Origin of the sequence: Streptomyces sp. Y20 (genome assembly GCF_043195475.1) — a bacterium.
GTDB lineage: Bacteria > Actinomycetota > Actinomycetes > Streptomycetales > Streptomycetaceae > Streptomyces.
The window spans coordinates 45,869-71,555 of sequence record NZ_JBIDDP010000002.1 but is presented as its reverse complement, the minus strand read 5'-3'; the positions used below and the strand labels follow the sequence as shown (position 1 = coordinate 71,555).

The 25,687-nt window shown below is 72.9% G+C and carries 22 protein-coding genes; 7 read left to right on the top strand and 15 right to left on the bottom strand.

The annotated features are described in order from the left end of the window. Nucleotides 1-83 precede the first annotated feature (83 nt). The 7 genes from ACGFT1_RS05495 to ACGFT1_RS05465 all read right to left on the bottom strand — a co-directional run bounded on the left by ACGFT1_RS05495 (nucleotide 84) and on the right by ACGFT1_RS05465 (nucleotide 7,889). The gene (locus tag ACGFT1_RS05495) at nucleotides 84-854 is read right to left on the bottom strand and encodes a GNAT family N-acetyltransferase (RefSeq protein ID WP_373907723.1); all 771 of its coding nucleotides are present in this window, start codon (nucleotides 852-854) and stop codon (nucleotides 84-86) included. A 91-nt stretch (nucleotides 855-945) separates the two neighbouring features. Next, complete coding sequence (locus tag ACGFT1_RS05490; RefSeq protein WP_373907721.1) at nucleotides 946-2,898, bottom strand: IucA/IucC family siderophore biosynthesis protein; 1,953 nt, start codon at nucleotides 2,896-2,898, stop codon at nucleotides 946-948. A 241-nt stretch (nucleotides 2,899-3,139) separates the two neighbouring features. Continuing rightward, nucleotides 3,140-4,708, bottom strand: a complete 1,569-nt coding sequence (locus ACGFT1_RS05485) for a diaminobutyrate--2-oxoglutarate transaminase family protein (protein ID WP_373907720.1) — start codon at nucleotides 4,706-4,708, stop codon at nucleotides 3,140-3,142. A gap of 92 nt (nucleotides 4,709-4,800) precedes the next feature. Further along, nucleotides 4,801-5,220, bottom strand: a complete 420-nt coding sequence (locus tag ACGFT1_RS05480; protein ID WP_373907719.1) for a hypothetical protein — start codon at nucleotides 5,218-5,220, stop codon at nucleotides 4,801-4,803. 391 nt (nucleotides 5,221-5,611) lie between these two features. Continuing rightward, a complete protein-coding gene (locus ACGFT1_RS05475) occupies nucleotides 5,612-6,343 on the bottom strand; it encodes an SDR family NAD(P)-dependent oxidoreductase (protein WP_373908224.1) in 732 nt (243 codons plus the stop codon). 22 nt (nucleotides 6,344-6,365) lie between these two features. Continuing rightward, entirely contained in the window at nucleotides 6,366-7,064 is a 699-nt protein-coding gene (locus ACGFT1_RS05470; RefSeq protein WP_373907718.1) for an HAD family hydrolase, read from the bottom strand. Nucleotides 7,065-7,220: 156 nt separating this feature from the next. Then, complete coding sequence (locus ACGFT1_RS05465) at nucleotides 7,221-7,889, bottom strand: ScbR family autoregulator-binding transcription factor (protein ID WP_373907717.1); 669 nt, start codon at nucleotides 7,887-7,889, stop codon at nucleotides 7,221-7,223. Nucleotides 7,890-8,093: 204 nt separating this feature from the next. On the opposite strand from ACGFT1_RS05465, the gene ACGFT1_RS05460 reads away from it, so the two are divergent. Both ACGFT1_RS05460 and ACGFT1_RS05455 read left to right on the top strand, forming a co-directional pair. Beyond that, nucleotides 8,094-9,035 (top strand): ScbA/BarX family gamma-butyrolactone biosynthesis protein, encoded by a 942-nt coding sequence (locus tag ACGFT1_RS05460; protein WP_373907716.1) that lies wholly within the window; start codon nucleotides 8,094-8,096, stop codon nucleotides 9,033-9,035. A 190-nt stretch (nucleotides 9,036-9,225) separates the two neighbouring features. Next, complete coding sequence (locus ACGFT1_RS05455) at nucleotides 9,226-10,443, top strand: serine protease (protein WP_373907715.1); 1,218 nt, start codon at nucleotides 9,226-9,228, stop codon at nucleotides 10,441-10,443. A gap of 79 nt (nucleotides 10,444-10,522) precedes the next feature. Here ACGFT1_RS05455 and hflX read toward each other — a convergent pair whose 3' ends face one another. The 6 genes from hflX to miaA all read right to left on the bottom strand — a co-directional run bounded on the left by hflX (nucleotide 10,523) and on the right by miaA (nucleotide 18,919). Beyond that, on the bottom strand, nucleotides 10,523-12,013 hold the full coding sequence (gene hflX, locus ACGFT1_RS05450; protein ID WP_373907714.1) for a GTPase HflX: 1,491 nt from the start codon (nucleotides 12,011-12,013) through the stop codon (nucleotides 10,523-10,525). 160 nt (nucleotides 12,014-12,173) lie between these two features. Beyond that, entirely contained in the window at nucleotides 12,174-13,670 is a 1,497-nt protein-coding gene (locus ACGFT1_RS05445) for a M1 family metallopeptidase (protein ID WP_373907713.1), read from the bottom strand. A gap of 85 nt (nucleotides 13,671-13,755) precedes the next feature. Next, complete coding sequence (locus tag ACGFT1_RS05440) at nucleotides 13,756-15,996, bottom strand: bifunctional (p)ppGpp synthetase/guanosine-3',5'-bis(diphosphate) 3'-pyrophosphohydrolase (RefSeq protein ID WP_373907712.1); 2,241 nt, start codon at nucleotides 15,994-15,996, stop codon at nucleotides 13,756-13,758. Nucleotides 15,997-16,279: 283 nt separating this feature from the next. Next, nucleotides 16,280-17,149 (bottom strand): diaminopimelate epimerase, encoded by an 870-nt coding sequence (gene dapF, locus ACGFT1_RS05435; RefSeq protein ID WP_373907711.1) that lies wholly within the window; start codon nucleotides 17,147-17,149, stop codon nucleotides 16,280-16,282. 85 nt (nucleotides 17,150-17,234) lie between these two features. Beyond that, a complete protein-coding gene (locus ACGFT1_RS05430; RefSeq protein ID WP_373907710.1) occupies nucleotides 17,235-17,783 on the bottom strand; it encodes a hypothetical protein in 549 nt (182 codons plus the stop codon). Nucleotides 17,784-17,980: 197 nt separating this feature from the next. Further along, nucleotides 17,981-18,919 carry a tRNA (adenosine(37)-N6)-dimethylallyltransferase MiaA gene (gene miaA / locus ACGFT1_RS05425; protein WP_361998464.1) on the bottom strand — a complete coding sequence of 313 codons (939 nt, stop codon included), beginning with the start codon at nucleotides 18,917-18,919 and terminating at the stop codon, nucleotides 17,981-17,983. Nucleotides 18,920-19,108: 189 nt separating this feature from the next. Here miaA and ACGFT1_RS05420 point away from each other — a divergent pair, with 189 nt between their 5' ends. After that, nucleotides 19,109-19,429 (top strand): hypothetical protein, encoded by a 321-nt coding sequence (locus tag ACGFT1_RS05420; RefSeq protein WP_373907709.1) that lies wholly within the window; start codon nucleotides 19,109-19,111, stop codon nucleotides 19,427-19,429. Between the two features lie 24 nt (nucleotides 19,430-19,453). Then, nucleotides 19,454-19,738: an antitoxin gene (locus tag ACGFT1_RS05415; protein ID WP_373907708.1), complete on the top strand. Its 285-nt coding sequence runs from the start codon at nucleotides 19,454-19,456 to the stop codon at nucleotides 19,736-19,738. 124 nt (nucleotides 19,739-19,862) lie between these two features. Here the strand turns inward: ACGFT1_RS05415 and ACGFT1_RS05410 are convergent, their stop codons facing one another. Both ACGFT1_RS05410 and miaB read right to left on the bottom strand, forming a co-directional pair. Beyond that, nucleotides 19,863-20,582 (bottom strand): class III extradiol dioxygenase subunit B-like domain-containing protein, encoded by a 720-nt coding sequence (locus ACGFT1_RS05410; RefSeq protein ID WP_373907707.1) that lies wholly within the window; start codon nucleotides 20,580-20,582, stop codon nucleotides 19,863-19,865. Between the two features lie 411 nt (nucleotides 20,583-20,993). Continuing rightward, nucleotides 20,994-22,520: a tRNA (N6-isopentenyl adenosine(37)-C2)-methylthiotransferase MiaB gene (gene miaB / locus ACGFT1_RS05405; protein WP_373907706.1), complete on the bottom strand. Its 1,527-nt coding sequence runs from the start codon at nucleotides 22,518-22,520 to the stop codon at nucleotides 20,994-20,996. 164 nt (nucleotides 22,521-22,684) lie between these two features. Here miaB and ACGFT1_RS05400 point away from each other — a divergent pair, with 164 nt between their 5' ends. The 3 genes from ACGFT1_RS05400 to ACGFT1_RS05390 all read left to right on the top strand — a co-directional run bounded on the left by ACGFT1_RS05400 (nucleotide 22,685) and on the right by ACGFT1_RS05390 (nucleotide 25,666). Further along, complete coding sequence (locus ACGFT1_RS05400; RefSeq protein ID WP_373907705.1) at nucleotides 22,685-23,713, top strand: LacI family DNA-binding transcriptional regulator; 1,029 nt, start codon at nucleotides 22,685-22,687, stop codon at nucleotides 23,711-23,713. A 250-nt stretch (nucleotides 23,714-23,963) separates the two neighbouring features. Continuing rightward, entirely contained in the window at nucleotides 23,964-25,088 is a 1,125-nt protein-coding gene (locus tag ACGFT1_RS05395) for a cellulose binding domain-containing protein (protein WP_373907704.1), read from the top strand. Nucleotides 25,089-25,270: 182 nt separating this feature from the next. Continuing rightward, nucleotides 25,271-25,666 carry a cellulose binding domain-containing protein gene (locus ACGFT1_RS05390; RefSeq protein ID WP_373907703.1) on the top strand — a complete coding sequence of 132 codons (396 nt, stop codon included), beginning with the start codon at nucleotides 25,271-25,273 and terminating at the stop codon, nucleotides 25,664-25,666. Nucleotides 25,667-25,687: the final 21 nt, after the last annotated feature.

Below are 25,687 nucleotides of genomic sequence, written 5' to 3'. Positions count from 1 at the left end.
GGTGAGGTGGGAAGTTTTTCCGGTCGCGGGAACACCGTGAGCCCGCCGTTCGTATCTCATGGTGAGCGCTCGATGACCGAGTGCTACAAGACATGGCGCAGGACCCGGTCCCGGATCATGAGGGCGGCCCGCTTGGCAGGCAGGTCGACCTCGGCCGCGTACCGGAAGCCCGCGCTCAAGAACGCGGCCACGGAGGGGGTGTTGCACAGATCGGGTTCCGCTACGACACGTGCGCAGACGGGACGGCGGTCGAGGATCAGGTCGGCCACGGACCGGAGCAGGACGGATCCCAGCCCCCGCCCGCGGTCGGCGGCACCACCGACGAGGAGGTGGATCCCGGTGTCGTGCGGACGGGCCGGGTAGTGGCGGGCCAGTGGGTCCAGGTCCGCGCGATAGATCTCCCAGTAGCTCATGGGGGTGCCGTCCAGTACGCCGAGGCACGGCACGCTGTGTCCGGCGCCGGCCAGTTGGGTCCGCAGGTGGTCCTCCGTCCGGCGCGGGGGTCCGTCCAGTTCCCAGAATGGGGCGACGGCGGGGTCGTTCATCCAGCGGTGGACGAGCGGCAGGTCGTGCTCGATGTGTACGGGCATGAGCCGGAAGGTGCCGGCCGAGGTGGCGACCGGCCCCCAGGCGGAGGGCCGATCGAGCAGGCCGACCGTCGTTGCGGCGCAGAAGGCGATGAAGTCGGCGGGCAGACGCAGGTCCAGCGTGTCCTCGCTGTCCGGGTCGTCGTCCTCGACGGTGAACCGGCGGAAGCGTGTGCTGCGGGGTGCCGCGGTGTCCGTTCCGGGGCCGGCGCAGCCTTGGTGGGCACGGGCGGGGCTGGTTGCGGCGCAGGCGTCGGTGGGAGGCACGGTGCGCTCCTCTCAGGAGACGAGGTGGGTCATGTTCCTCAGGAGACGAGGTGGGTGTGCTCCGCCCAGGGGGCGCCCTGGAGCGTCGCGCTCAGCAATGGAGGGGGTTGGCGATGGTGACGTAGACGGACTGGGTGTCGACCGGGCCGACGAGTTCGTCGAGGCCGTGCAGCCGGGTCAGCAGATTGGCCTTGCAGCGCAGGACGGGTGAGTCGAGCAGGCGGCCTGGCAGGGAGCTGCGCAGCGGGGCGGGTCCCGTGGCGAGGTCGGTGAGGAAGCGGCGGAAGGCCGCGAGGAGCAGCCGCTCGTCGGCGAGGTGCTGGGAGCCGAAGGCGCCGATGAGGCCCAGCACGTTGTTGACGGCGAGGTAGTAGGCGAAGCGTTCGTCGGTGACCTCGTCGGGGACGAAGGTGTCGCTGTGCTCACCGATACCGGGCAGCCGGGCGTCCAGTTCGGCTCGCCGGGACTCGCGGAAGTAGTACCCCTGGTTGTCACGGTAGCGGCCACCGGCGGGCCAGCCGTCGCGGTCGAGCAGGAGCAAGGTGTTCTGCTGGTGGGCCTCCAGGGCGATGCCGGCCTCGCCGTCCAGCCAGAGCACGGGACGGACGACGTGCTCCAGGTAACGGAGGAACCACTCCGTGGCGACCGCGCCGACCGGCCGGCCGGTGCGTGCGGCGAGCCGCCCGACGAGTCGTTCGAGCCGGGAGCGCATCGGCCAGGTCGCCTGTCCCCGCGAAGGCATGACGGTCTGCCCGGCAGAGGGACGGGGCGAGAGCAGTCCGGCGACGCAGCCGGCGTCGTCGGCCGGGGCGAACGGGTTGTGCCGGACCACCGCGTCGAGGCCCGGCACGGGCAGGCCGTCCGGGTCGTCGACGGCGAGCCAGGCGGGGTCGCGGACAATGCCGAAGCCGGGATGCACGGCCTGCCACTGCTCGGCCAGGCCGGTGCGCAGCAGCCGGTGCACCTCGACTCCGCGATGGAGTTCCTTGCGCAGGTTCTCCCGTCGGGAGTTGGTGATGCGCAGGCCCAGCGACAGCTTGAGCATCGCGGGGGCGCCGGACCGGTGGACGGTTCGTACGGAGGAGGTGGGGTGCCAGGGAGCGCCGAGCGGGCCGAGGTCGCGCAGGAGGCCCGAGTCGAGGAGGGCGGCGACGGCCGGGCGGTGCCGTACCTCGCGGGCCTGCCAGGGGTGCAGCGGCAGGGCGGTGTAGCCGTCGGGCAGCGGGAGCCCGGTTCCGGCGAGACGTCGGACGAGGTGGCCGGCGGGGACGGGACGGCCGCGTTCGGTCCAGGCGGAGTCGGTTGCGAGGACGGAGGGGGCGACCGCCATCCAGTGCAGGGGGAAGGAGCCGTGCAGCTCGGGTGAGTACCGGTCGGCCTCGGCCTCGGTCAGGCCTTCCCGGCTCTTCGGGGTCGGGTGCAGCGGGTGGCCGAGGACGAGGGACTGTTCGGCGCTGAGGAAGAGGTCGGGGGCGTCGGCGGGGTGGTCGCGCCGGTGGCGGATGAAGGCTGCCGTGCGGCGGACGGAGTCGGCCACTCGTGCCACCACGTCGTCGTCGTCCGGGCCGGCGGCGGTGTGCTGCGAGGGGCGGATGGCGCTGCTCTGGGCATCGGCTGGTTCCCGGACGAGGAGTGCCGCGAGTGTGACGGCGTCGACGGGCGGCGCGGTCTCGGGAGCGGCGGTGAAGCGAGGAGGGCCGAAGCGGTGCCAGCCCGTCGGGGACCAGTAGCGGACCGGCACGGTCAGGGCGGTGCCGCTGGCGGGCAGCGGGATGTGGAGGCTGCCGGTCGTGGGGGCGGCGAGGCCGGTCTCACGGACCCAGCAGCGCAGGAGGTTCTCCACCGCGGCGGCCTGGGCCGCGGTGCGGGGATCGGGGCTCTCCAGGGGATCGGTGCCGGGCTCGGTCCGTCGCGTGAGGTCCGCGTCCCGCCGCTTCTGCTGGGGGACCGACTCGGTGAGCGGTACCGGTGTGGCCGGGGCGCCGGAGCCTCCCGGTTCGTCGGGGGCGCCGGAGTGGCCGTCGGGTGTGGGTGTGGTGTTCATGACGGCTCCTCAGGGCTGGAGGTGAGGTGGTGCGGCTCGGTCGGCCGGCCACTCGGTCGCCGCGCCCCCCGTGGTTGCCGGAGCGGGTGGGCGAGGAGAGCGGGACGCGGACGACAAGGCTGTGCGGTCGGTGCCGGCGAGCGGCGTGGGTCCGGATGTCCGGGAAAGGGGGCGTGGGGTGAGGGGACGGAGTGCCGGTGTGCGGGGTGGCGACGGGGGCCGGGTGGGGCGCGGGTGGTGTTCAGCCCGCGCGCTCGGCGGGGCTGTGGCGGCCTTGGTGGTGTGGGCCGTGGGTCTCGTGACGGCGAGCCGCGGCCGCCACCGCGTCGGCCAGGCGGTCGAGTACGGCTGTCGCCTGTTCGTCACTGATCGTCAGCGGAGGGAGCAGCCGGACCACGGACGCGTGTCGCCCCCCGAGTTCGACGATCAGGCCCCGCTGGAGGCACTCGCGCTGTACGGCGGCGGCGAGTCGGGGCGAAGCGGGGTGCGCAGTGCTGGTGGGTTGCCGTCCGGCGGGTGCGGCGCCGCGTTCGTCGGGGGCGGGGCCGGAACCGGGAGCGCGTCCGAAGCCAGGGGCGGGTACGGAACCGGGGGCGGGGTCGAAGCCGGGGGCGGGTACGGAACCGGAATTGAGGGCGGGTCCGAAGCCAGGGGCAGGTCCCTCGGCTTCGGGGTCGACGAGCTCCAGCCCGATCATCAGGCCCCGGCCCCGCACGTCACCCACGCAGGCGAACTCGTCGGCCAGGCCCCGGAGTCGGGACAGCATGCGGGAGCCGAGGGTGGCGGCGCGGTCGGCGAGGCCGTTCTCGCGGACGTAGGCGAGGGTGGCGGTGCCCGCGGCCATGGCGAGCTGGTTGCCGCGGAACGTGCCGGCGTGGGCGCCGGGCTGCCAGACGTCGAGCTCCTCGCGGTAGACGATCACCGCCAGGGGGAGGCTGCCGCCGATGGCCTTGGACAGGACCATGACGTCGGGGGTGATGCCGCTGTGGCCGACGGCCCAGAAGCTGCCCGTCCGGCCGACTCCGGTCTGGACCTCGTCGGCGATCAGCGGGATGGACCGGTCCGCCGTCAGCTGTCGCATGCGCCGCAACCAGTCGTCCGGCGCGGGAATGACGCCGCCCTCGCCCTGGACGGGTTCGACGAGCATCCCGGCGGGCAGGGGGACGCCCGACCTGGGGTCGTCGAGGAGGGACTCGGTCCAGCGGGCGGCGAGTTCGGCGCCGCGCGGGCCGCCGACACCGAAGGGGCAGCGGTAGTCCTGCGGATAGGGCAGGCGGGTGACCCGCACGTCGGGGGCACCGCCGGAGACGGCCAGGGCGCCGGCGGTCATGCCGTGGTAGGCGCCGGTGAAGGCGAGCATGCCGGTGCGGCCCGTCGCGGCCCGCACCAGGGTGAGGGCGGCCTCGACGGCGTCGGTGCCGGCCGGCCCGCAGAACTGCACACGGGCTCGGCCGGCGAGGCCGGGCGGAAGCGTGCGGAACAACTCCGTGACGAAGGCGTCCTTGACGGGGGTGGCCAGGTCGAGCACGGACAGAGGGGCACCGGAGTCGAGGACCGCCCGGATGGCCTCCAGCACCACCGGGTGGTTGTGGCCGAGCGCGAGGGCACCGGCACCGGAGAGGCAGTCGAGGTAGCGGCGTCCGTCGGCCCCCTCGATGGTGAGCCCGCGCGCCCGGACGGGCACGATGGGCAGGGCGCGGGCGTAGGTGCGCGCCGAGGACTCACGCGCCGACTGGCGTCTGAGCATTCCCTCGTGCACGGCCCGCGCTTGCCCGGGCGTGCCTCCTGCCACCGACTCCGTACCGGCCACGGCGCGCTGTCCTCCCCGCTGTCCAGAGGCGAGTTGATCCGCGGGGACTCGGCGAAGCCGGCGGTCCCCCACCGCCTACAACCGCGGACCGTTCAGCGGGTTACGGGTTGCGTCGAGATCGGTGCCGTGACCGCCGGAAGGCATCGTGCGGCTCCTGTGCGGCGTCTGTGCCGTGCGGGGGGCGCTTCCACGCCCGGCCGGGCGTGGAAGCGCCGTCCGGAGCCGGGACCGGTGGGCCACTCGGTGTGCCGTCCGCGAGTCCGCCCCTTCGTGGGCTCCCACACACCCGCGGCGGCGGCCACGACGTCGTCCGGCAGCGGGTCGATGCCGACCGTGGCGGTGGCCGGTTCCAGGAGAACCGGCTTCAGGTGCACCTGTGCCCGCCCGTCCCGGCGCCGTACCTTCGTGTGGGCCGGCAGGACCTTGCCCTCGGCCATCAGGTGCCTGCGGACGGCTACGTTCCGGGCGCTCTCGCCCTCGACCGCCGCACCGACCCGGCGACGGAAGATCACGGTGCTGAGGATCGGTTCGGCGAGCGGATCGAGAGGATCGGTTCGGTGAGCGGGTCGAGGTCCGGGGCGCGGGTGATGCGGGCGGCCGCGTACCGGGCCCTGGGAGTGGCGGGCGTCGACCCATTCGCCCGAGCCGCAGCGGCCGAGGGCCGGTAGCGAGGCCGCGATCTCGAGGCCGCCGGAGCGGCGGGTGGTACGGAGGAGGGGGCCCACGAACGCGGTGCAGCCCTCGGCCTCGTCGCCCGGCGGGTCGAGGTGGACGGCCCGCCTGCCCAGCGGACTCCTCCGGGCGCGGTCGCATGCCGCAGGACGCCGGTGTCCGGCCGGACTCGTGCACGCCCCGCCCCCTTTGGAGCCCCCGGTCTTCCGGCCGGGCGCCGGCCCCGCCGGCTCAGACCGCCGTCCGGCCGCCGTCGACCGGCACCGCCGCGCCCGTCACGAAGGCCGCGCGGTCGCTGCACAGCCAGACCGCGGCCTGGGCGATCTCCTCGGGCGAGGCCATGCGCCGGCGCAGCGTGCGGGCCTCGAAGCGTTCCTCCAGCTCCCGCGACCCGCCGATGACCTGATCCATCATCTCGGTGCGCGTGCTGCCCACGACCAGCGCGTTGACCCGGATCCCGCGGTCGCCGTACTCGCGCGCGGCGGCCCGGCTCAGGCCGATCACCGCGTGTTTGGCGGCCACGTACGCGGCGGAGGCGCTGGAGGCCAGTACCCCTGCGACGCTGGAGGTGTTCACGACGGCTCCGCCGCCAGAGGTGAGCATCGCCGGGATCTGCCGGCGCAGGCAGTTCCAGACGCCGCGCACGTTGACGTCCATCGTGCGGGTGTAGTCCTCGTCGTCCATCTCCAGCAGGGGCGTGCCGACGGTGGCGTGACCGGCGTTGTTGAACGCCGCGTCGAGTCTGCCGAAGGTGTCGACGGCGGCCCGTACGGCCCGTGCGACGTCCTCGGGCGAGCAGACGTCACCCTCCGCCGCGAGCGCGCGTCCGCCCGCCGCGCGGATCTCCGCCACCAGTTGTCCGAGGCGGTCCCCGCGCCGGGCCATGAGCACCACGGCGGCGCCCTCCTCGGCGAACAGCCGGGCGGCGGCGGCGCCGATGCCGCTGGACGCGCCGGTGATCATGGCTACCTTGCCGTCGAGCATGTCAGTCCCGCCAGACGGTGCCGAGCGCCGCTTCCTCGTCCAGGGTCCGCAGCAGTTCCTCATCGACGGCGTGCAGCGAGTCCACGACGTGCCGAACCCCGGCCTCGCGCATCAGTTGCGGCTGGAAGCTGTGCCGGAAGTCGGTGGGATGGCCGATGAAGGGCACGTTCAGCTCTCTGGCGGCACGGCCGACGTTCGCCACGTCGTCGATGAAGACGGCCTCGTCGTAGTCGAGGCCGAAGTACTCGGTGACGATCTCGTGGATGCCGGGCCGGAACGCGTCGGTGCAGATGTACCCGGGGTGGTCGAAGAGCTCCGCGTGCGGGCCGAGGAACGTGTCGAAGTGGTCCTTGCCGAGGCCGCCGTAGCAGACGGTCCGCAGACCGGCGGCGCGCAGCCGCCGCAGGAGTTCCACCGCGCCCTCGTTGAGCCGCACGGGGTGGGTCTCCACGTACTGCGCGCGTTCCCGGAAGTACAGCTCCAGCGCTCCTTCCGGGGTGGCGGATCCGCCGATCGCCTCGGCCAGGAGCCGGCCGGCGACCGCGCGTCGCTGCGAGAAGATGCTGCGTTCCAGATCGGCCGTGTAGGCGCAGCCCCGGTCGACCAGGAAACGGTGGATGACCGGGCTGAAGGTGTCGTTGAGCAGGACACCGTCGATGTTGACCGCGGCCAGCCGGAGCCGGCTGAGCGTGTGGACCATGGGTTACTCCCCCTACGGTGGCGCGAACCCCGTCAGGTGCCCCAACGGCCCCGCGGGACAGACCTGTCGGGAGACAGGGCGTACGACGCGGGACACCTTACGTGCAGGTGCCCCGTCGGCCGCGGGGATGAGTGATCTTGCTCGGGGCGAGCCGGCTCAGCGGGTGGCACCGCTCGGGGCGCCGACGGGAGCCGGTGCTTCCTCGGCCGCGAGGGCTCGGGCGGGATCGACAGCGGTGCGGGCGACCACGGTCGGCACGGCGACGCCCGGCAGCAGCAGCCGCCACATCCGTACCACCCGGTCGGACAGGTCGGCGCGGCCGGTCTCGGCCGCCGCATACATCTGCATGCCGGTACAGGTCTCGACGATCAGCTGGGCGAGTTCCCACGGCTCGACGCCGGCCTGGAGTTCCCCCTTGTCCCGGGCGGCCAGGAGGCACTCCTCCATGATCTGGCTCCATGCCCGGTAGGGGCTGGAGTCGCGCAGTCCGAAGGTCGTCTGCTCGCCGGTGAGCCGGACTCCGGCCCGCAGCAGCGGGTCGGTCTGGAGCCGGCGCGCCCAGACCAGCGTGATGTCGACCAACCGTTGCAGGCCCTGGGACTCCAGGTACGGAAGGATCGTGTCGGACTGGGCGTTCATCACGGCCTTGGCGAGGGCTTCCTTGGACTCGAAGTGGAAGTACAGGGCTCCCGCCGTGACCCCGGCCCGTTTGAGGATGCGGCTGATACTGGCGCCCGCGAAGCCGTACTCGTCGAAGACCTCCGCCGCCGCGAGGATGAGCGCCCCGCGCGTCTGGATCGCCCGCTCCTGCCTGGGTTGCCTCACGGCGTCCCCTCCTTCATCAAATGAAACGTTCTCTATGTTAAGCGGAAGTGACCAGGTCACCCTGCTCCCCAGCCTTGCATGAGACCGGATTCCGCCCTGTCGGCATATTTCATTTAGCGGTACTTTACCCAAAACAAAACGACCACTCTTTACGTTGTGGGCGCAGTCAGGTGGTAACCGACGTCCGCACCAAGGGGGATTCACATGCTGGCCATCACCAGCCGGGAAGGGCGCAGCGCACCGGGGTCCACATCCGTCCTCGACCGCGTACCACGGGAGCTGGTCCACAAGCTGGCCGAATCCGAGGTGCTGCTGACGGGGTGCCGGACGATCGCGCCCGACACGTTCCTGGTCACCTCCCGCCGACCCGCCGACCATTCCTTCTACGGCCCCGTCCACGACCTCTTCGACCCGCTGTTCGCAGCGGAGTCGATTCGCCAGGCGGTCCCGCTGCTCAGCCACGCCGCCTACGACGTGCCGTTCGGGCACCGCCAGTCCTGGGACCATTACCGGCAGACACTCTTCCCCGCCGCCCTGACCAGCGGTGCGACGGCGGCTGACACAGAACTGCGCATCTCCTGCACCGACGTGGTGCGCCGGGCCGGACGGCTGGCCTCGGTCACCATGCGGGTGGGCCTGGTCCGCGGCGGCCTGCCTCTCGGCTCCGCGGAGCTGGCCTTCCACAACCACCCGCCGGCCATCTACCGGCGGCTGCGCGGGCGTTACGCCGACCTGGAGCGGGCCACCGCCCGAGCCGTGCCCCCCGCGCCCCCGGTGACGCACGGTGAGGTCGGGCGCAGGCGGTCCGCCGACGTCGTCCTGGCGGCCACCGGGGAGCCCGGCCGCAGCCGGCTGCGGGTGGACCTGTCCCACCCGGTGCTCTTCGACCACCCGGTGGACCACGTTCCCGGCATGCTGCTGCTGGAGGCCGCGCGGCAGGCCGCGCACCGGGCCGCGCATCCCGAGCCGATGGTGGTGACCGGCCTGGAGGCCGACTTCAGGCGCTACGTCGAGCTGGACGCGCCGTGCTGGATCGAGACCACCCGGGAACCGTCCGGCGACGCCGCACAGCGGGTGCGCGTCGCCGCCGTGCAGCGCGACGACACCCTGTTCACCTCCGTCGTCACGCTCACCCCGGCCTGGTGAGCACACAGACGTAGCAGGCCAGGGGGCTTGTAGCCGAACCGTTGCCGTCCCGCCGGAACTCCCCCGCGGCGACCGCATAGGGTGTGATGCCGTTCCGCAAGGATGCGGCCCGGCATGAACTCCACCCAGGGGGCCAGCCGGTTGCACGTCCTCATCGCCGAGTTCCTTCACAGCAGGGGGAGTCAGAAGCATGCGATCCATACGGCCGTCGTTCACCGTTCGGCGGGGGAGGGTCCCGCACCGGACCTCCCGCGCCTTGACGGCGGTCGCCCTCGCCTCGGCGCTGGCGATGACCGCCACGGCCTGCGGCGGGGACGACAACGCCGACGGCAAGCCCTCCGCGACCGCGGGCGGCTCCGGCGACGGCAGACTCAGGATCCCGGACGACCTCAGGCAGAGGCTCAAGGAGCACGGGATCGACATCGACAAGTGGAAGAACGGCGCCTGGAAGAACTGGAACAAGCAGGACTGGCTGCGCGAGGCCAATGACTTCGTCAACCCGATGATCAAGGGTCTGTGGAACCCGGACCGCATGCGGGACGCCGACGACCCGGACAAGGGCGTCGACGACAACGACATCTCCGGCGACCAGGGCGTGACGGACCCGGCGCCGCAGCCCGTGCGGGCGCGGACGGTCGCCCCGCCCTACCACAGCAACGCGGCCACCTCGGGCAAGCTGCTCTTCGACGCCCCCGATGGCACCATGGTCTGCTCGGCGACGGTCGTGACGGACCCCGCGCACCCGGGCAAGTCCGACCTCGTCTGGACGGCCGGCCACTGTGTGCACGCCGGCAAGAAGGGCGGCTGGTACCGCAACATCGCCTTCGTGCCGTCGTACAACGACCAGGGCAGGTCGGCCGCCGAGCTGGAGAACGCCGGCCGCTCCGAGGTCGCCCCGTACGGTGTCTGGTGGGCCGACGCGGCGAAGACCTCGCAGCAGTGGATCAGCGAGGGCGGTTCGACGGGCGGCAACGGCGCCTCGTACGACTTCGCCGTCATCCATGTGACCCCGGAGCGGGGCAGCGGCGGCAAGTCGCTGGAGGAGACCGTCGGCGGGGCGCTGCCGGTCGACTTCGACGCGCCGGCCGTGCCGAAGGTGCAGAGTCTCACCGCGTCCGGGTATCCGGCGGCGGCGCCGTACGACGGTCAGCTGCTGTACCAGTGCCAGGACCGGCCGGGCCGGCTGTCCATGGACAGGTCCGACCCCACGATGTACCGGATCGGCTGCACGATGACCGGTGGCTCCTCCGGCGGCGGCTGGGTGGAGACGGGCGCCGACGGCAAGCCGGCGCTGGTGTCCAACACGTCCATCGGCCCGGTGAGTTCGGGCTGGCTGGCCGGCCCCCGGTTGGGCGAGGTGGCCAAGGGCGTGTACGACTCGGTGAGCAAGCAGTTCGCCGGCCGATAGAGGAGCCGCGTCGTCACGGCACGGCGAAGGCCCGCCGCCCCCGAGGGGGTGGCGGGCCTTCGTGGCTCGGTGCCTCGGGTCAGGCTGTGGCGACCGTCGCGTACGGTCCCAGGTCCGACGCCAGTTCCTCGTGCACCCGGGCCTTGAGCAGGGTGCCCTCCGCGGTGTGCTCCTCGGAGATCACCTCGCCCTCGGTGTGGGCGCGGGCGACCAGGTTGCCGTGCGTGTAGGGCACGAGCGCGTCGACCTCGACCGAGGGGTGGGGCAGCTCGTCGTCGATCAGGGCGAGCAGCTTGTCGATGCCCTGTCCGGTGCGGGCCGACACGGCGATCGAGTGCTTCTCGACCCGCAGCAGCCGCTGGAGGACCAGCGGGTCGGCCGCGTCCGCCTTGTTGATCACGACGATCTCGGGCACGCCGGTGGCGCCGACGTCCCGGATCACCTCGCGCACGGCGGCGAGCTGCTCCTCCGGAGTCGGGTGCGAGCCGTCCACCACGTGCAGGATCAGGTCGGAGTCGCCGACCTCCTCCATGGTGGAGCGGAACGCCTCGACCAGGTGGTGCGGCAGGTGCCGGACGAAGCCGACGGTGTCCGCCAGGGTGTACAGCCGGCCGCTCGGGGTCTCCGCCCGGCGGACGGTCGGGTCCAGGGTCGCGAACAGGGCGTTCTCGACCAGGACACCGGCGCCCGTGAGGCGGTTGAGCAGGGACGACTTGCCGGCGTTGGTGTAACCCGCGATCGCCACGGACGGCACCTTGTTGCGCCGGCGCTCCTGCCGTTTGACCTCGCGGCCGGTCTTCATGTCCGCGATCTCCCGGCGCATCTTCGCCATCTTCTCGCGGATCCGCCGCCGGTCCGTCTCGATCTTGGTCTCACCGGGACCACGCGTGGCGAGACCGCCACGGCCGCCACCCATCTGCCGGGACAGCGACTGACCCCAGCCGCGCAGCCGCGGCAGCATGTACTGCATCTGCGCGAGCGCGACCTGCGCCTTGCCCTCGCGGGACTTGGCGTGCTGGGCGAAGATGTCCAGGATCAGGGCCGTACGGTCGATGACCTTGACCTTGACGACGTCCTCCAGCTGGATCAGCTGGCCGGGGCTCAGCTCACCGTCGCAGATGACGGTGTCCGCGCCCGTCTCGAGGACGATGTCGCGCAGCTCAAGGGCCTTGCCGGAGCCGATGTAGGTGGCCGCGTCGGGCTTGTCGCGGCGCTGGATGACGCCGTCGAGCACGAGCGCGCCGGCGGTCTCGGCGAGCGCGGCCAGCTCCGCGAGGGAGTTGTCGGCGTCCTGCACGGTGCCGGTGGTCCACACGCCGACGAGCACGACCCGCTCCAGCCGGAGCTGGCGGTACTCGACCTCGGTGACGTCCTCCAGCTCTGTGGACAGGCCCGCCACACGGCGCAGCGCCGCACGCTCGGAACGGTCGAACTGGTCGCCGTCCCGCTCGCCGTCGATTTCGGAGCTCCAGGCGACGTCCTCTTCCATCAGGGCATCGGCCCGAAGACCTTCGGGGTAGGCGTGCGCGAGGCGCTTGGTGTCCTGGGAAGGGGAAGAAGAGGAGGTCATTTGATCCTTACGTCGATGAGAGTGCCGTTACGGCGGTCGTACGGCGGCCGACTCGACCGCTCGTGGTCTACAACGCGCGGGTACCCCGGGAGATTCCCGTGTCCCCCGGTGCGCGCCGACGCGTAGATGGTCGCACGGTACGGCACGTCTCGTCACCGGCTTATCGCGTGGCGTGCGGCTGGGACGGCGAGGCCTGGGCCGTCGGTTTCCAGTCGGGGTGGCCGGGCATCGGCGGGGTCTTCTCGCCGTACAGCCAGGCATCGAGGAAGCCCCGCAGGTCGCGGCCGGCGACGGCCGAGGCCAGCCGGACGAAGTCGGCGGTGGTGGCGGTGGTGTCCCGGTGGACCTGGACCCAGAGCCGCTCCAGCCGTTCGAAGGCCGGCCGGCCGATCTCCTGCCGCAGCGCGTAGAGCGCGAGTGCGGCGCCGTCGTAGATGCCGGGCCGGAAGATGCCGATCTTCTGACCCGGGGCGGGTGGCTTCGGCCGGGCGGGCGGGCCGCCGGCCTCGCGCCAGCGGTCGGCGGCACCGTAGGCGGCCTTCATCCGGTTCTCCATGGGCCGGTGCGCCGTCTCCTCGGCGTACAGCTCCTCGTACCAGGTGGCGTGCCCCTCGTTCAGCCACACGTCGGACCAGGTGCGCGGGGTGACACTGTCCCCGAACCACTGGTGGGACAGCTCGTGCACCATGACCGACTCGATGTACCACTTGGGGTAGGCGGGCTGCGTGAACAGGTTCTTCTCGAACAGCGACAGGGTCTGTGTCTCCAGTTCGAAGCCCGTGGCGGCCTGCGCCATGAGCACGCCGTAGGTCTCGAACGGGTAGCGGCCGACCTTGCTCTCCATCCAGGCGATCTGGTCGGGCGTCCTGGCGAGCCACGGTTCGAGGGCCTTGCGGTCGGCGGCGGGCACGACGTCCCGCAGGGGCAGCCCGTGCGGTCCCGCGCGGTGCACCACGGCGGAGCGGCCGATGGACACCTGGGCCAGCTCGGTGGCCATGGGGTGCCGGGTGCGGTAGGTCCAGGTGGTGGTGCGGCCGACCCGGTCCGCGCCGGCGGGCAGGCCGTTGGCGACGGCGGTGTAGCCGTTGGGGGCGGTGATGCGGAACGTGAACATCGCCTTGTCGGACGGATGGTCGTTGCCCGGGAAGACCAGGTGGGCGGCGTCGGCCTGGTTCGCCATGGCGAGACCGTCCACGGTGCGCACCCAGCCGCCGTCCTGGCCCTCGGCCGGGACGGGGTCGCTCGTGTGCCGCACGGTGATCCGGGTCCAGCTGCCCTCGGTCAGGGGGGTCCGCGGCGTCACGACCAGGTCCTCGCCGGCGCTGGTGAAGCTCGCGGGCCGTCCGTCGACCTCGACCGACCGCACGGTGCCGTGCGCGAAGTCCAGGTTGACGCGGTCCAGGTCCTCGGTGGTCCGGGCGTCGATGGTGGTGACGGCCTGGAGCGGCTTGTCGTTGGTGCCCGGGTAGGTGAGGGAGATGTCGTACGCCGCCACGTCGTAGCCCGGGTTGCCCAGGTACGGGTAGAGGCGGTCGCCGACGCCCAGGGGCTCGGGCGGGGCCGCGGCGGCGACGAGACAGACGGAGACGGCGCAGGCGAGCAGGGCCGCCTTGCGGTGCCGGGAGATCCGGGGCCGGTGGCGCGGGGTGAGCAGCATGGACCATCGCTACCAGGGCCTACCCGCGCCGCGGTGGCGACTCGCGCCCGGCCCACCCGAACGGGTCGGGCGCCGGGCGGCGTCCTCAGGCGCCCGGCGCCCGGAGCTGGGCTCCTGAGGACCCCGGCGCCGGGTGCTGGGCACGGCTCACGTCGTACACACCGGGGACGTCCCGCATGGCGCGCATCAGCGCGGGCAGGCGGGCGGCGTCGGGCAGCTCGAGGGTGTACGTGTGGCGCACCCGCTGCTGGCTGGGGGGTTCGACGGTGGCGGAGACGATCTCGGCGCCCTCCAGGGCGATCGCCTCGGTGAGGTCGGCCAGGAGATGGGGCCGGCCGAACGATTCGGCGACCAGCGTCACCCGGCATTCGGTGGTGTCCCCCCAGCGCACACCGATCTCCGCGCGCCCCCGGCTCTTCATGTCCGCCACCGCGGCGCACTCCCCGCGGTGCACGGTCACCACTCCCCCGCGGACCGCGAACCCGGTGATCTCGTCCGGCGGCACGGGCGTACAGCATCCGGCGAGCCGTACGGCGGCTCCGGGCCGGTCCACGAGGACGTCGGCGCGCCGGGGGCGCGCGGCCGGGGCTCCGTCCGCGGGGCGGGCGGTGGGGGCGGCCTCGGCGGTTCCGGCCCGGGTGGCGCCGTCGGCGGGCCCGGTAATGCCGCCGTGCGCGGCCTCGCCGTCGGTGCCGCCGCCGGGGTGCGCGGTGAGCCAGCGCTGGATGGCGATGCGGGCGGCCGCGGTGTGGGCGTGCTCCAGCCACTCGCGGGAGGGCTCGGAGGCCGGGTCCTGGCCCATGAGGAGCTGGACCGTGTCACCGTCGCCCAGGACCGTGCTGAGCGTGGCCAGGCGGCCGTTGACCCGGGCGCCGATGCAGGCGTGCGCGTCCTCGCCGTACTGCGCGTACGCGGCGTCGACGCAGGTGGCGCCCTCGGGCAGGCCCAGGGTGCCGCCGTCGGGGCGGAACACGGTGATCTCCCGGTCCTGGGCGAGGTCCTCACGCAGGGTGGACCAGAACGTGTCGGGGTCGGGGGCGGCCCGCTGCCAGTCGAGCAGCCGGGACAGCCAGCCCGGGCGGGTGGGGTCGGCGCGCTCGCCGTCGGCCGGGGCGTCGGCCGCGGGTGGGTCGGTGTTCGAGGTGTCGGTCGCGGCGGCGTACGGGTTGCCGAGCGCGACGACGCCGGCCTCGGCGACCTTGTGCATCTGGTGGGTGCGGATGAGGACCTCGACGACCTGGCCGTCCGGCCGGGCGACCGCGGTGTGCAGCGACTGGTACAGGTTGAACTTCGGTACGGCGATGAAGTCCTTGAACTCCGAGACGACCGGCGTCATGCAGGTGTGCAGCTCACCGAGGACGCCGTAGCAGTCGGCGTCCTCGTTCACCAGCACCAGCAGCCGGCCGAAGTCGGTGCCGCGCAGCTGCCCGCGTTTGCGGGCGCGGCGATGGACGGAGACGAAGTGCCGTGGCCTGATCAGGACTTCGGCGGGGATGCCCGCCTCCCGCAGCACACCGCGGGCCTCGTCGGCGACCTCGGCGAGGGGGTCCACGGAGCGGGCGGCGTTCTCGGCGATGAGTTCCCGCGTGTGCTGGTACTCCTCGGGGTGGAGGATGGCGAAGACCAGGTCCTCCAGTTCGGTCTTGAGGGCCTGCACACCGAGGCGTTCGGCGAGCGGGATGAGGACGTCACGGGTGACCTCGGCGATCCGCGCCTGCTTCTCGGGACGCATCACACCGAGGGTGCGCATGTTGTGCAGGCGGTCGGCGAGTTTGATCGACATCACGCGCACGTCGTTGCCGGTGGCGACGAGCATCTTGCGGAAGGTCTCCGGCTCGGCGGCGGCTCCGTAGTCGACCTTCTCCAGCTTCGTGACGCCGTCGACCAGGTACCGCACTTCTTCGCCGAACTGTTCCCGCACCTGCGCGAGCGTCACCTCGGTGTCCTCGACGGTGTCGTGCAGCAGTGAGGCCGTCAACGTGGTCGTCTCCGCGCCCAGTTCGGCGAGGATCAGGGTCACGGCGAGCGGATGGGTGATGTACGGCTCACCGCTCTTGCGCATCTGGCCGCGGTGGGAGGACTCGGCCAGGACATAGGCGCGGCGCAGGGGTTCGAGGTCCGCGTCCGGGTGGTGGGCGCGGTGGGCCTCCACGACATGGCCGATGGCGTCGGGCAGCCTGTCGCGGGCGGCGGGGCCGAGCAGCGCGGCCCGGCCGAGCCGGAGCAGGTCGATCCGGGGCCGGGACTTCCTGCGGCCCGCCGTGGCCGTGAGCGCCGTGGGCGCTGCCGGGCCAGCGGTCGCAGGGTTCGTGGCCTCCGCACTCATGGGCACCTCCGGCTCTCTTACCGGCGGACGGGGCCCCAGGGCATACGCGGCTCAGGGATGGCGACGTTCCCCCGTCCGTGCCGGTGCTTGATGCTACCGAGCCCACCACGTGCGGCCGACCGCCTCTCGCCGAGCGTGAAACGGATCACCCATTCGAGCGAGGGAAGTGAGGTTTAAGGGTTTGCGCCACACGCGCGGCGCTCGGCCGCGGTTTCGAACGGTCCGGCCGCCGGCAGGCGGTGACCCCGGGCGCGCGACGCCTCGTCCTCCTTGTTCCCGCAGGTCAGTGAGCGGCGTTTTCCAGCCAGTCACCGTCGATCTCGCCCTCGGCGACGATCACGGCGGGACCGGTCATCTCGATCTCGCCGTCGGGTCGCTCGGTGATGACCAGGCGACCGCCGGGCACGTCGACGGTGTACGTCGCCGGGGTGCCGGTGACGGCCGGATCGGCGCCGTCCCGCCGCGCGGCGGCCACGGCGACGGCACACGCGCCCGTGCCGCACGAGCGGGTCTCGCCGGAGCCGCGCTCGTGCACACGCATCGCCACGTGCCGCGGGCCGCGGTCGACGACGAACTCGACGTTCACCCCGTCCGGGTAGGCGTCCGCCGGGCCGACCGGCGGCGGGGCCAGCAGGTGGCCGGCGTGCGCGAGGTCGGACACGAAGGCGACGGCGTGCGGGTTGCCCATGTTCACGTTGCGCGCGGGCCAGCTGCGCTCACCGACGGTCACCGTGACGTCTCCCCCGGGGAGGCGGGCGCGGCCCATGCCGACGGTGACGTCACCGTCCTTCGCGATGTGGACGGCCTTGACGCCCGCGCGCGTGGCGATCGCGAGGTCTCCTGCGGCCACATGTCCCGCGTGCTGGAGGTAGCGCGCGAACACACGCACGCCGTTGCCGCACATCTCCGCGACCGAGCCGTCGCCGTTGCGGTAGTCCATGAACCACTCGGCCTCGGCGGCCATCGCCCTGGCCTCCGGGTGCGCCGCGGACCGCACGACATGCAGCACGCCGTCAGCGCCGATACCGGCCCGGCGGTCGCACAGGGCGGCGACGGTGGCCGGGGGCAGTTCGATGGCGTTCTCGGGGTCCGGCACGATCACGAAGTCGTTCTCGGTGCCGTGCCCCTTGAGGAAGGCGATCCGTGTGCTCATCCCCCGATCGTACGGGAGCGGGGTGGGCGGGGCCGGTGGAGCGGCCCCCGGCCCTTCGCGGGGCGTCACGCGCGCGAGGGACGTCTCAGCGGAGTCTTGCCACCCGCCATACGGCGAGGACGACCACCAGGGCCACCAGCAGGAGGTAGCCGAGCACGACGCGCCAGTCGGGTCGGCGGCCGGAGCCGCGCGGGGGAAGGCCGGGCCAGGTGTAGCCCACCCGGCGGGCGGCCATCATGCCCCAGCCCGCCGCGCACGAGCAGATCAGGAGGCCGAGCATGGCGATGACCGCGCCGCTGTCGCCGAAGTCGAAGGCGAGCGGGAAGGCGAACATCAGGGAGCCGACGGCGGAGAGGCCCACGATGGGGGCCAGCTGCCAGATCCGCAGCCGGCGCTGCGGGCGCAGCTCGACCTCGACCTCCGGCCCGACCGGGTACATCTCCTCGGGGTCGGGTCCGTCGGCGGTGACGCCGCCCAGCGCCTCGTCGGGCCCGTCGTCGGCCAGCCGGTCCACGGCCGGCCCGTCCACGATCAGAACGTCCACGGCCAGTCCGTCCCCGGCCGATCCACCCCTGGCCGATACGTCGGCGGACAGATCGTCAGCAATCAGATCGTCCGCGGTCAGGTCTTCCATGGCCGGACCGTCATCGGTCCGACCCAGCTCATCACTCTCCGTAGTGACGTGCTCGGCACTTCGTGCGGTGTCGCGAGGGCCGGCCTCCATCGCCACGCGCCCTCCCAACTAGGCTCCACTTGGTCGATCGAAGCTCGATGATGGCACGGCGCCACAGGCCGGGATGACCGGCGGCGCATCCCGATGCCATGACGTGATCAGGCTGTGACCGGTCGTTCGACCAACGCCAGGGCCTGCTGCGGAAGTTCCCCACGGTCCGCGAGGGCCCCACTCAACCAGTGCACCCGGGGATCGCGCCGGAACCACGAATCCTGACGGCGCGCGAAGCGTTTGGTCGCACGGACGGTCTCGGCCCGCGCTTCCGCTTCGGTGCACTCCCCGGCCAGCGCGGCCAGCACCTGCTGGTAACCGAGCGCGCGGGACGCCGTGCGCCCCTCGCGCAGGCCGCGCGCCTCCAGTGCGCGCACCTCGTCCACGAGGCCCGCCTCCCACATCCGGTCGACGCGTCGCGCGATGCGGTCGTCGAGCTCCGGACGCGCCACATCGACCCCGATCTGGACGGTGTCGTACACGGAGTCGTGGCGGGGCAGATTGGCTGTGAAGGGCCGCCCGGTGATCTCGATCACTTCCAAGGCCCGGACGATACGGCGGCCGTTGCCGGGCAGGATCGCGCGGGCGGCGTCGGGGTCGGCGGCGGCCAGCCGGGCGTGCAGCGCACCCGGGCCGCGCAGCGTCAGCTCCTCCTCCAGGCGGGCCCGGACCTCGGGATCGGTGCCGGGGAACTCCAGGTTGTCGACGGCTCCGCGGACGTACAGGCCGGAGCCGCCGACCAGGACCGGCCAGCGGCCCTCGGCGAGCAGGGCGTCGATCCGCGCGCGGGCCAGCTTCTGGTACTCGGCGACCGACGCGGCGACCGTCACGTCCCAGATGTCCAGCAGGTGGTGCGGGACGCCGCCGCGCTCCTGCGGCGTCAGCTTGGCGGTACCGATGTCCATCCCCCGGTACAGCTGCATGGAGTCGGCGTTGACGACCTCACCGCCGAGGCGCTGGGCCAGGAAGACACCGAGATCGGATTTTCCGGCCGCGGTCGGTCCGACGACGGCGATGACGCGGGGGGCGGGGGATGCGCTGCTCACCGCACCAGTCTCGCAAACCTCCCCGCATGATCCCGAACGAGTTACGTGACGGCGGGCACGGCGGGTCGTTGCCCGTTGCGAGGTGCCTCCTGCGGGACTGCCGGAGGCGGTGACCCGGGCGGCACGACCTTGTGCAACGGGTGACGCGGGAATTCGCCCGCACGAGTACCGTATGGAGTGGAAATGGGCATGTTCGCACGACTCCTCGGCAGGTCGAAGGCGACTCGGGAGGTGCCGGCCGCCGAGACGCGGACCGAAGCGGAGCCGGCCGGGACCGAGGCGGAGGCTGCGCCGGAGGCGGAACCGGCCGAGGCGAAGGGGGCCGGGCAGACGGAGGCGCATGGCCCGGCCGTGGACGGGAACGAGGACGGGGCCGCGCGGGCGGACGCGGGTACGGATGCCGGTGCGGAGGACGGTGCGGACGACGTGTCCGAGGGTGCCGGGATCCCTCGGCAGCAGTCCGCCGAGGAGGCCGCCGACAGTGAGGCAGGCGACGGCGCCCACAGGTGACCGGGGTGCGAGGAAAGGTGGATCATGGGTCTGTTGGACAACATGAAGGCCAAGCTGGGACCGGCGAAGGACAAGGTGTCGGACCTCGCGCGGCAGCACGGGGACAAGGTCCAGGACGGGCTCGACAAGGCCGCGAAGGCCGTCGACGAGCGGACCAAGGGTAAGTACAGCGACAAGATCCAGGCCGGTACGGGCAAGGCCAAGGGTGCGGTGGACCGCCTCGCCCACAAGGACGGCCCCGAGACCCCGGGGTCGGCCACCCGGCCGATGCCGCCCACCCGGCCGGAGGGCCCGCCACCGGTTTCCTGAGCGTCACGCATCGAGGGCGCCCCGGTCCCGGCGGAGTGTCCCCGGACCCGTGTCGGCGGAGGGCTGCGGGGAGCATCTCTCCCCGGCCGTCCGCCGTCGTCGTAGGGCGGCCGCGGAGCGGAGGTCAGGACCAGGTCGCGACCAGATAGCCCACGCCGTACGGGGCGTCCTCGTACAGCAGGGCGCCGGAGAGGCCGGCGTCCTCGGCCGCGGCGGCGAGGACCTGCCAGGGGGCGCGGCCGGACGCCTTCAGTTCGCGGGCCAGCCCGGGGTCGACGGCCCGCAGGGCCGCGAGGTCCGCCGCTCCCAGCGCCCGTGCCGCCTCGGCGTCGAAGGGCGCCGCCCGCTCGTCCAGGTATCCCGGCGCCTTGAGCGTGCGGCAGGCGCTGGCGTCTCCCATCACCAGCAACGCCACGCGCGCGGCCCGGGCCCCCAGTTCCGCGCCGGCCTCGGCACACCGCTCGGGCGCCAGCGACGTGTCGATCCCCAGTCCCTCGATCGGTGCGTCGGCCCAGCCGGTCCGCTCCAGCAGCCAGGCGGCGACGGCCAGCGAGGTCGGCAGCCCACGTGCGGGGACGACGGCGTCCGGGTCGGCGGAGCCCAGGCGTACGTCCAGGCCGACCCCGAATCCGCGGAAGGACCCCGGGGCGCCCTGGGGATACGGCCCGGCCCCGTCCTGCCCGGCAGGACCGACGACCACCAGGAGGTCGGGGCGTGCGGCGGCGAGCACACCGACCGCGTCCGCGCAGGCCGCGCGCGCGGTGTCCAGTTCTGGTGCGGCACCCGCGGCGACCTCGGGCACGAGAAGCGGCGGGCAGGGGCAGACGGCGGCGGCGACAAGCATGATCGGCAGAGTAGCGCCGCACACCCCCGAACCGGCACTCCGCCGGGGGCGCGGACGCGACTGTTCGGGGGCGGCGTGGGGTGACTCCGGAACGGGCGTGGGCGGGCGGGGACCGACCCCGCGGCGGGCGCGGGTCCGACTCCCGGAGGGGCCAAAACCGATTCCACAGCGGGCGCGGGCGGGGCCGCAGGGTGGCGGGGGGACGGCCCCGGGGGCGACCGCCCGTCCCCGGCCGGCCCGGGATCTCCGCCGTCGGGCGACCCCCGCGTCTTCGATGTCCAGCAGCAGCCCCACCAGGGCTTCCGCACCTCAGGGACGTCCGCGAAGGAAGCCGGGGCCCGACGGCATCCCGGCCGAGGCCGCCCGCAGGTCAGGGAGGGGGACGGCCAGTGGCCGTGGATCGCGCTCCGGTCAGTCGCAGCCGCAGCCCGTCGTCGCGGCCGGCAGGGGGGCCGGGACGCCGATCTTCGGGAGGCCGAGCATGACGCCCGCCGGCTTGGCGAGCTCGGCGGCGTTGCGCTTGTCCCAGGCGTCGCCCGCGCGGGTGCGGCGGACGGCGAGGGCGGAACCCTCGGCGAGGAGGTGGTGCGGCGCGGCGTACGTGATCTCGACGGTGACGACGTCGCCGGGGCGCACCTCCTGCTCCGGCTTGGTGAAGTGGACGAGGCGGTTGTCGGCGGCGCGGCCGGACAGGCGGTGCGTGGCACCGTCCTTGCGGCCCTCGCCCTCGGCGACCATCAGATCCAGCGTGCGGCCGACCTGCTTCTTGTTCTCCTCCCAGGAGATCTCCTCCTGGAGGGCGACCAGCCGCTCGTAGCGCGCCTGGACGACCTCCTTGGGGATCTGGTTCTCCATGGTCGCGGCGGGGGTGCCGGGCCGCTTGGAGTACTGGAAGGTGAAGGCCTGCGCGAACCGGGCCTCGCGGACGACGTGCAGCGTGTCCTCGAAGTCCTCCTCGGTCTCGCCGGGGAAGCCCACGATGATGTCGGTGGTGATCGCGGCGTGCGGGATCGCGGCCCGCACCTTCTCGATGATGCCCAGGTAGCGGTCCTGGCGGTACGAGCGGCGCATGGCCTTCAGCACCGTGTCCGAGCCGGACTGCAACGGCATGTGCAGCTGCGGCATCACGTTCGGCGTCTCGGCCATCGCGGCGATCACGTCGTCGGTGAAGTCGCGGGGGTGCGGGGAGGTGAAGCGGACGCGCTCCAGCCCCTCGATGTTCCCGCAGGCGCGCAGCAGCTTGCTGAAGGCCTCGCGGTCGCCGATGTCGGAGCCGTAGGCGTTGACGTTCTGCCCGAGCAGCGTGATCTCGGAGACACCCTCGGCGACCAGCGCCTCGACCTCGGCGAGGATGTCGCCGGGCCGCCGGTCCTTCTCCTTGCCGCGCAGCGCCGGCACGATGCAGAAGGTGCAGGTGTTGTTGCAGCCGACGGAGATCGACACCCAGGCCGCGTACGCGCTCTCGCGGCGGGTGGGCAGCGTGGACGGGAACGCCTCCAGCGACTCGGCGATCTCGACCTGCGCCTCCTCCTGGACGCGGGCGCGCTCCAGCAGGACGGGCAGCTTGCCGATGTTGTGCGTGCCGAAGACGACGTCCACCCAGGGCGCCTTCTGCACGATGGTGTCGCGGTCCTTCTGCGCGAGGCAGCCGCCGACCGCGATCTGCATGCCGGGGCGGGAGACCTTCCTCGGCGCGAGCCGGCCGAGGTTGCCGTAGAGCCGGTTGTCGGCGTTCTCGCGGACCGCGCAGGTGTTGAAGACGACCACGTCCGCGTCCCCGTCCGACCCTTCGGGCGCCCGTACGTATCCGGCCTCTTCGAGCAGTCCGGACAACCGCTCCGAGTCGTGGACGTTCATCTGGCACCCGTAGGTGCGGATCTCGTAGCTCTTGGGTGCGTGAACGTCCACTGCGGGGCTCCGGTCGCTGCTGCTGGTCATGCCTCAAGGGTAGGTGGTCGCCGAGGGCGCCGAGCCGCGGTGGTCCGGGGCCCGGCCGGTGCGGTGGGGGCGGTGAGGGCGGTGGTGCGTCCTCGGAGGCCGAACATGCTGTGGGCCGGCTGTCGCGGGGCCCGTAAGATCGGTGATCTCGGGGGGAGGTGGTCATGGGCAGGCGGCGCCCGGGCACGCCGACGCTGGAGGAGGTGGCCGCCCGTGCCGGAGTGGGCCGGGGCACGGTCTCCCGCGTCGTCAACAACGCGGCGGGGGTGAAGGACTCGACGCGCGTGGCCGTGCAGCGAGCCATAGCGGAACTGGGCTACGTGCCCAATCTCGCGGCCCGGTCCCTGGCCGGGCGCGGGGCGGACGCCGTCGCCCTCGTCATGACGGAACCGGACTGGCGGCTGTTCGCCGAGCCGTTCTTCTCCGAGGTCGTCCGCTCGCTCGGTGACGCCCTGGCCGACACCGGGATGCAGCTGCTGCTCACCCTGGTGCGCTCGGACGCCGAGCGACAGCGCTTCCTGGAGTACGCCCGTGGCGGCCGCGTCGACGGGGTGCTGCTGATGTCCGTGCACGCGGGCGATCCGCTGCCCGACATGCTCGCCGAGGCCCGGCTGCCGACGGTCCTGCTGGGCCGTCGCTCGGGCGACGAGCACGTCAGCCACGTCGACGCGGACAACGTCGGCGGGGCCCGCAGCGCGGTGTCCCACCTGCTGGGTTCGGGCCGGCGGACGATCGCCACGATCACGGGGCCGCTCGACATGTACGTCGCCCAGTGCCGGCTGCGCGGCTACCGCGAGGCCCTGGCGCAGGCCGGCCTGGTCACCGAGCGGTCCTTGATCGCCGAGGGCGACTTCACCGAGGAGAGCGGCCGCCGCGCCATGGCCCGGCTGATCGAGCGGCACCCGGAGATCGACGGCGTCCTCGCCGCGTCGGACACCACGGCCGCCGGTGCCCTCCAGGCACTGCGCGCGGCGGGGCGCCGGGTGCCGCAGGACGTCGCGGTCATCGGCTTCGACGACTTCCCGCTGGCGGAGCGGACCGAGCCGCGGCTGACCACGGTGCGGCAGCCGGTGGCGGAGATCGGCCGGGCCATGGTCCGGCTTCTGCTGGAGGAGATGGCGGAGACGGAGTCGTCCGTGGCCTGGCGGCACGTCGTCCTCCGTACGGAACTGGTGCTGCGCGAGTCGGCCTGAGGCGCCCGGCGCCCCACCCGTAGCGCCACCCGGCCGTGCGCTCGGGAGCGCTCCCATCGTTCCGCATGCCGATACGGCCCGGCGGCCACCTGCGCTTTCGATACCCCTTCGCCACTTCCCCCGCACACAGTCTTGTCAGGGTCATGAACTCTCCCTACAGTCCCTGCCGAACGGAGGAATGGGAGCGCTCCCATCATCGTGGGTGTGAGAGGGCTCCCGCATCGCACCGACCGTCCCGGAGAGGACCCGCATGCGACCGTCCACGCACCCTGCCCGTGGCACGCGCGGCCTGTTGGGCGCGCTGCTCACCGCCCTCGCCGCCCTCGCGGCACTGCTCACCACCGCCCCGCCGGCACACGCCGACACCGCGATCTGCGAGGCGTTCGGGTCGACCACGATCCAGGGCCGCTACGTCGTCCAGAACAACCGCTGGGGCACCAGCGAGGCCCAGTGCATCACGGCCACCGACTCGGGATTCCGGATCACCCAGGCCGACGGCTCGGTCCCGACGAACGGCGCCCCCAAGTCGTACCCGTCCGTCTTCAACGGCTGCCACTACACCAACTGCTCGCCCGGAACCAGCCTCCCGGCCCGGCTCGGCTCCATCTCCAGTGCGCCCACCGGCATCTCCTACAGCTATGTGAGCAACGCGGTCTACGACGCCGCGTACGACATCTGGCTCGACTCCACGCCCCGCACCGACGGCGTCAACCAGACCGAGATCATGATCTGGTTCAACAAGGTGGGGTCCGTCCAGCCCGTCGGCTCGCCGGTCGGCACCGCCACCGTCGCCGGGCGCTCGTGGCAGGTCTGGTCCGGCAACAACGGCTCCAACGACGTGCTGTCCTTCGTCGCCCCGTCGGCGATCACCAGCTGGAACTTCGACGTCCTGGACTTCGCCCACGAGGCCGTCGCCCGCGGTCTGGCACAGAACAGCTGGTACCTGACGAGTGTGCAGGCGGGCTTCGAGCCCTGGCAGAACGGCACCGGCCTCGCCGTGACCTCGTTCTCCTCCACGGTCAACACCGGCGGCGACCCGGGCGGCCCCGGCGGCTCCACGGCCTGCACGGTGGCGTACACGACGAACGTCTGGCAGGGCGGCTTCACCTCCGACGTCACCGTCACCAACACCGGCTCCGCCCCCGTCAACGGCTGGAAGCTGGCCTTCACCCTGCCCGCCGGGCAGCGGATCACCAGCGCCTGGGGCGCCGGTGTCGCGCCGTCCTCGGGAGCGGTCACGGCGACCGGCCTCGCCTACAACGCGCAGATCCCGGCCGGCGGCAAGGCGTCCTTCGGTTTCCAGGGCACCTACGGCGGCATCTTCGCCAAACCGGCCGGCTTCAGCCTGAACGGTGCCGCCTGCACCACCGCCTGACACAGCCCCCGCACCTCCGCGTGACGCGGCCGCCCGCGCGAGCCTCGTGACGCCACCGGCCGCGCGGCCCTTGTGACACGCCCACCTGCCCCGGGACCCGCCCGTCTCCCACACGCCGATCGGCCGGGTCCCGGTTCCACTTCGCGCGGCCCCCACCGGCTCTCCCGGAAAGGCCCACCCGCATGAGCCTCCTGCCCGCCAAGGATCCGCTCTTCCCCTACGGGTACGGGCTGACGTACGCCGGCACGGACCCGACGCCGACCCCCGCACCGACCCCGACGCCGGATGGGTGCACCGCGCGGTTCCGTACCACCTCGGCGTGGCAGGGCGGATACCAGGCGGAGGCCACGGTCGAGAACACGGGCTCCGCGCCGCTGACCGGCTGGTCGGTCGACTGGGACCTGGCCGGCTCCACCGTCACCAGCCTGTGGAACGGCTCGCTCACGACGGCGCAGGGCCACGCCACCGTCCGCAACGCCGCCTTCAACGGCTCCCTGCTCCCCGGCGCCATCACCACCTTCGGCTTCACCGCGAACGGCTCCGCGGGCACACCGGTACCGCACTGCGCCGGCAGCTGAACACGCCACGGCTCACGGCAC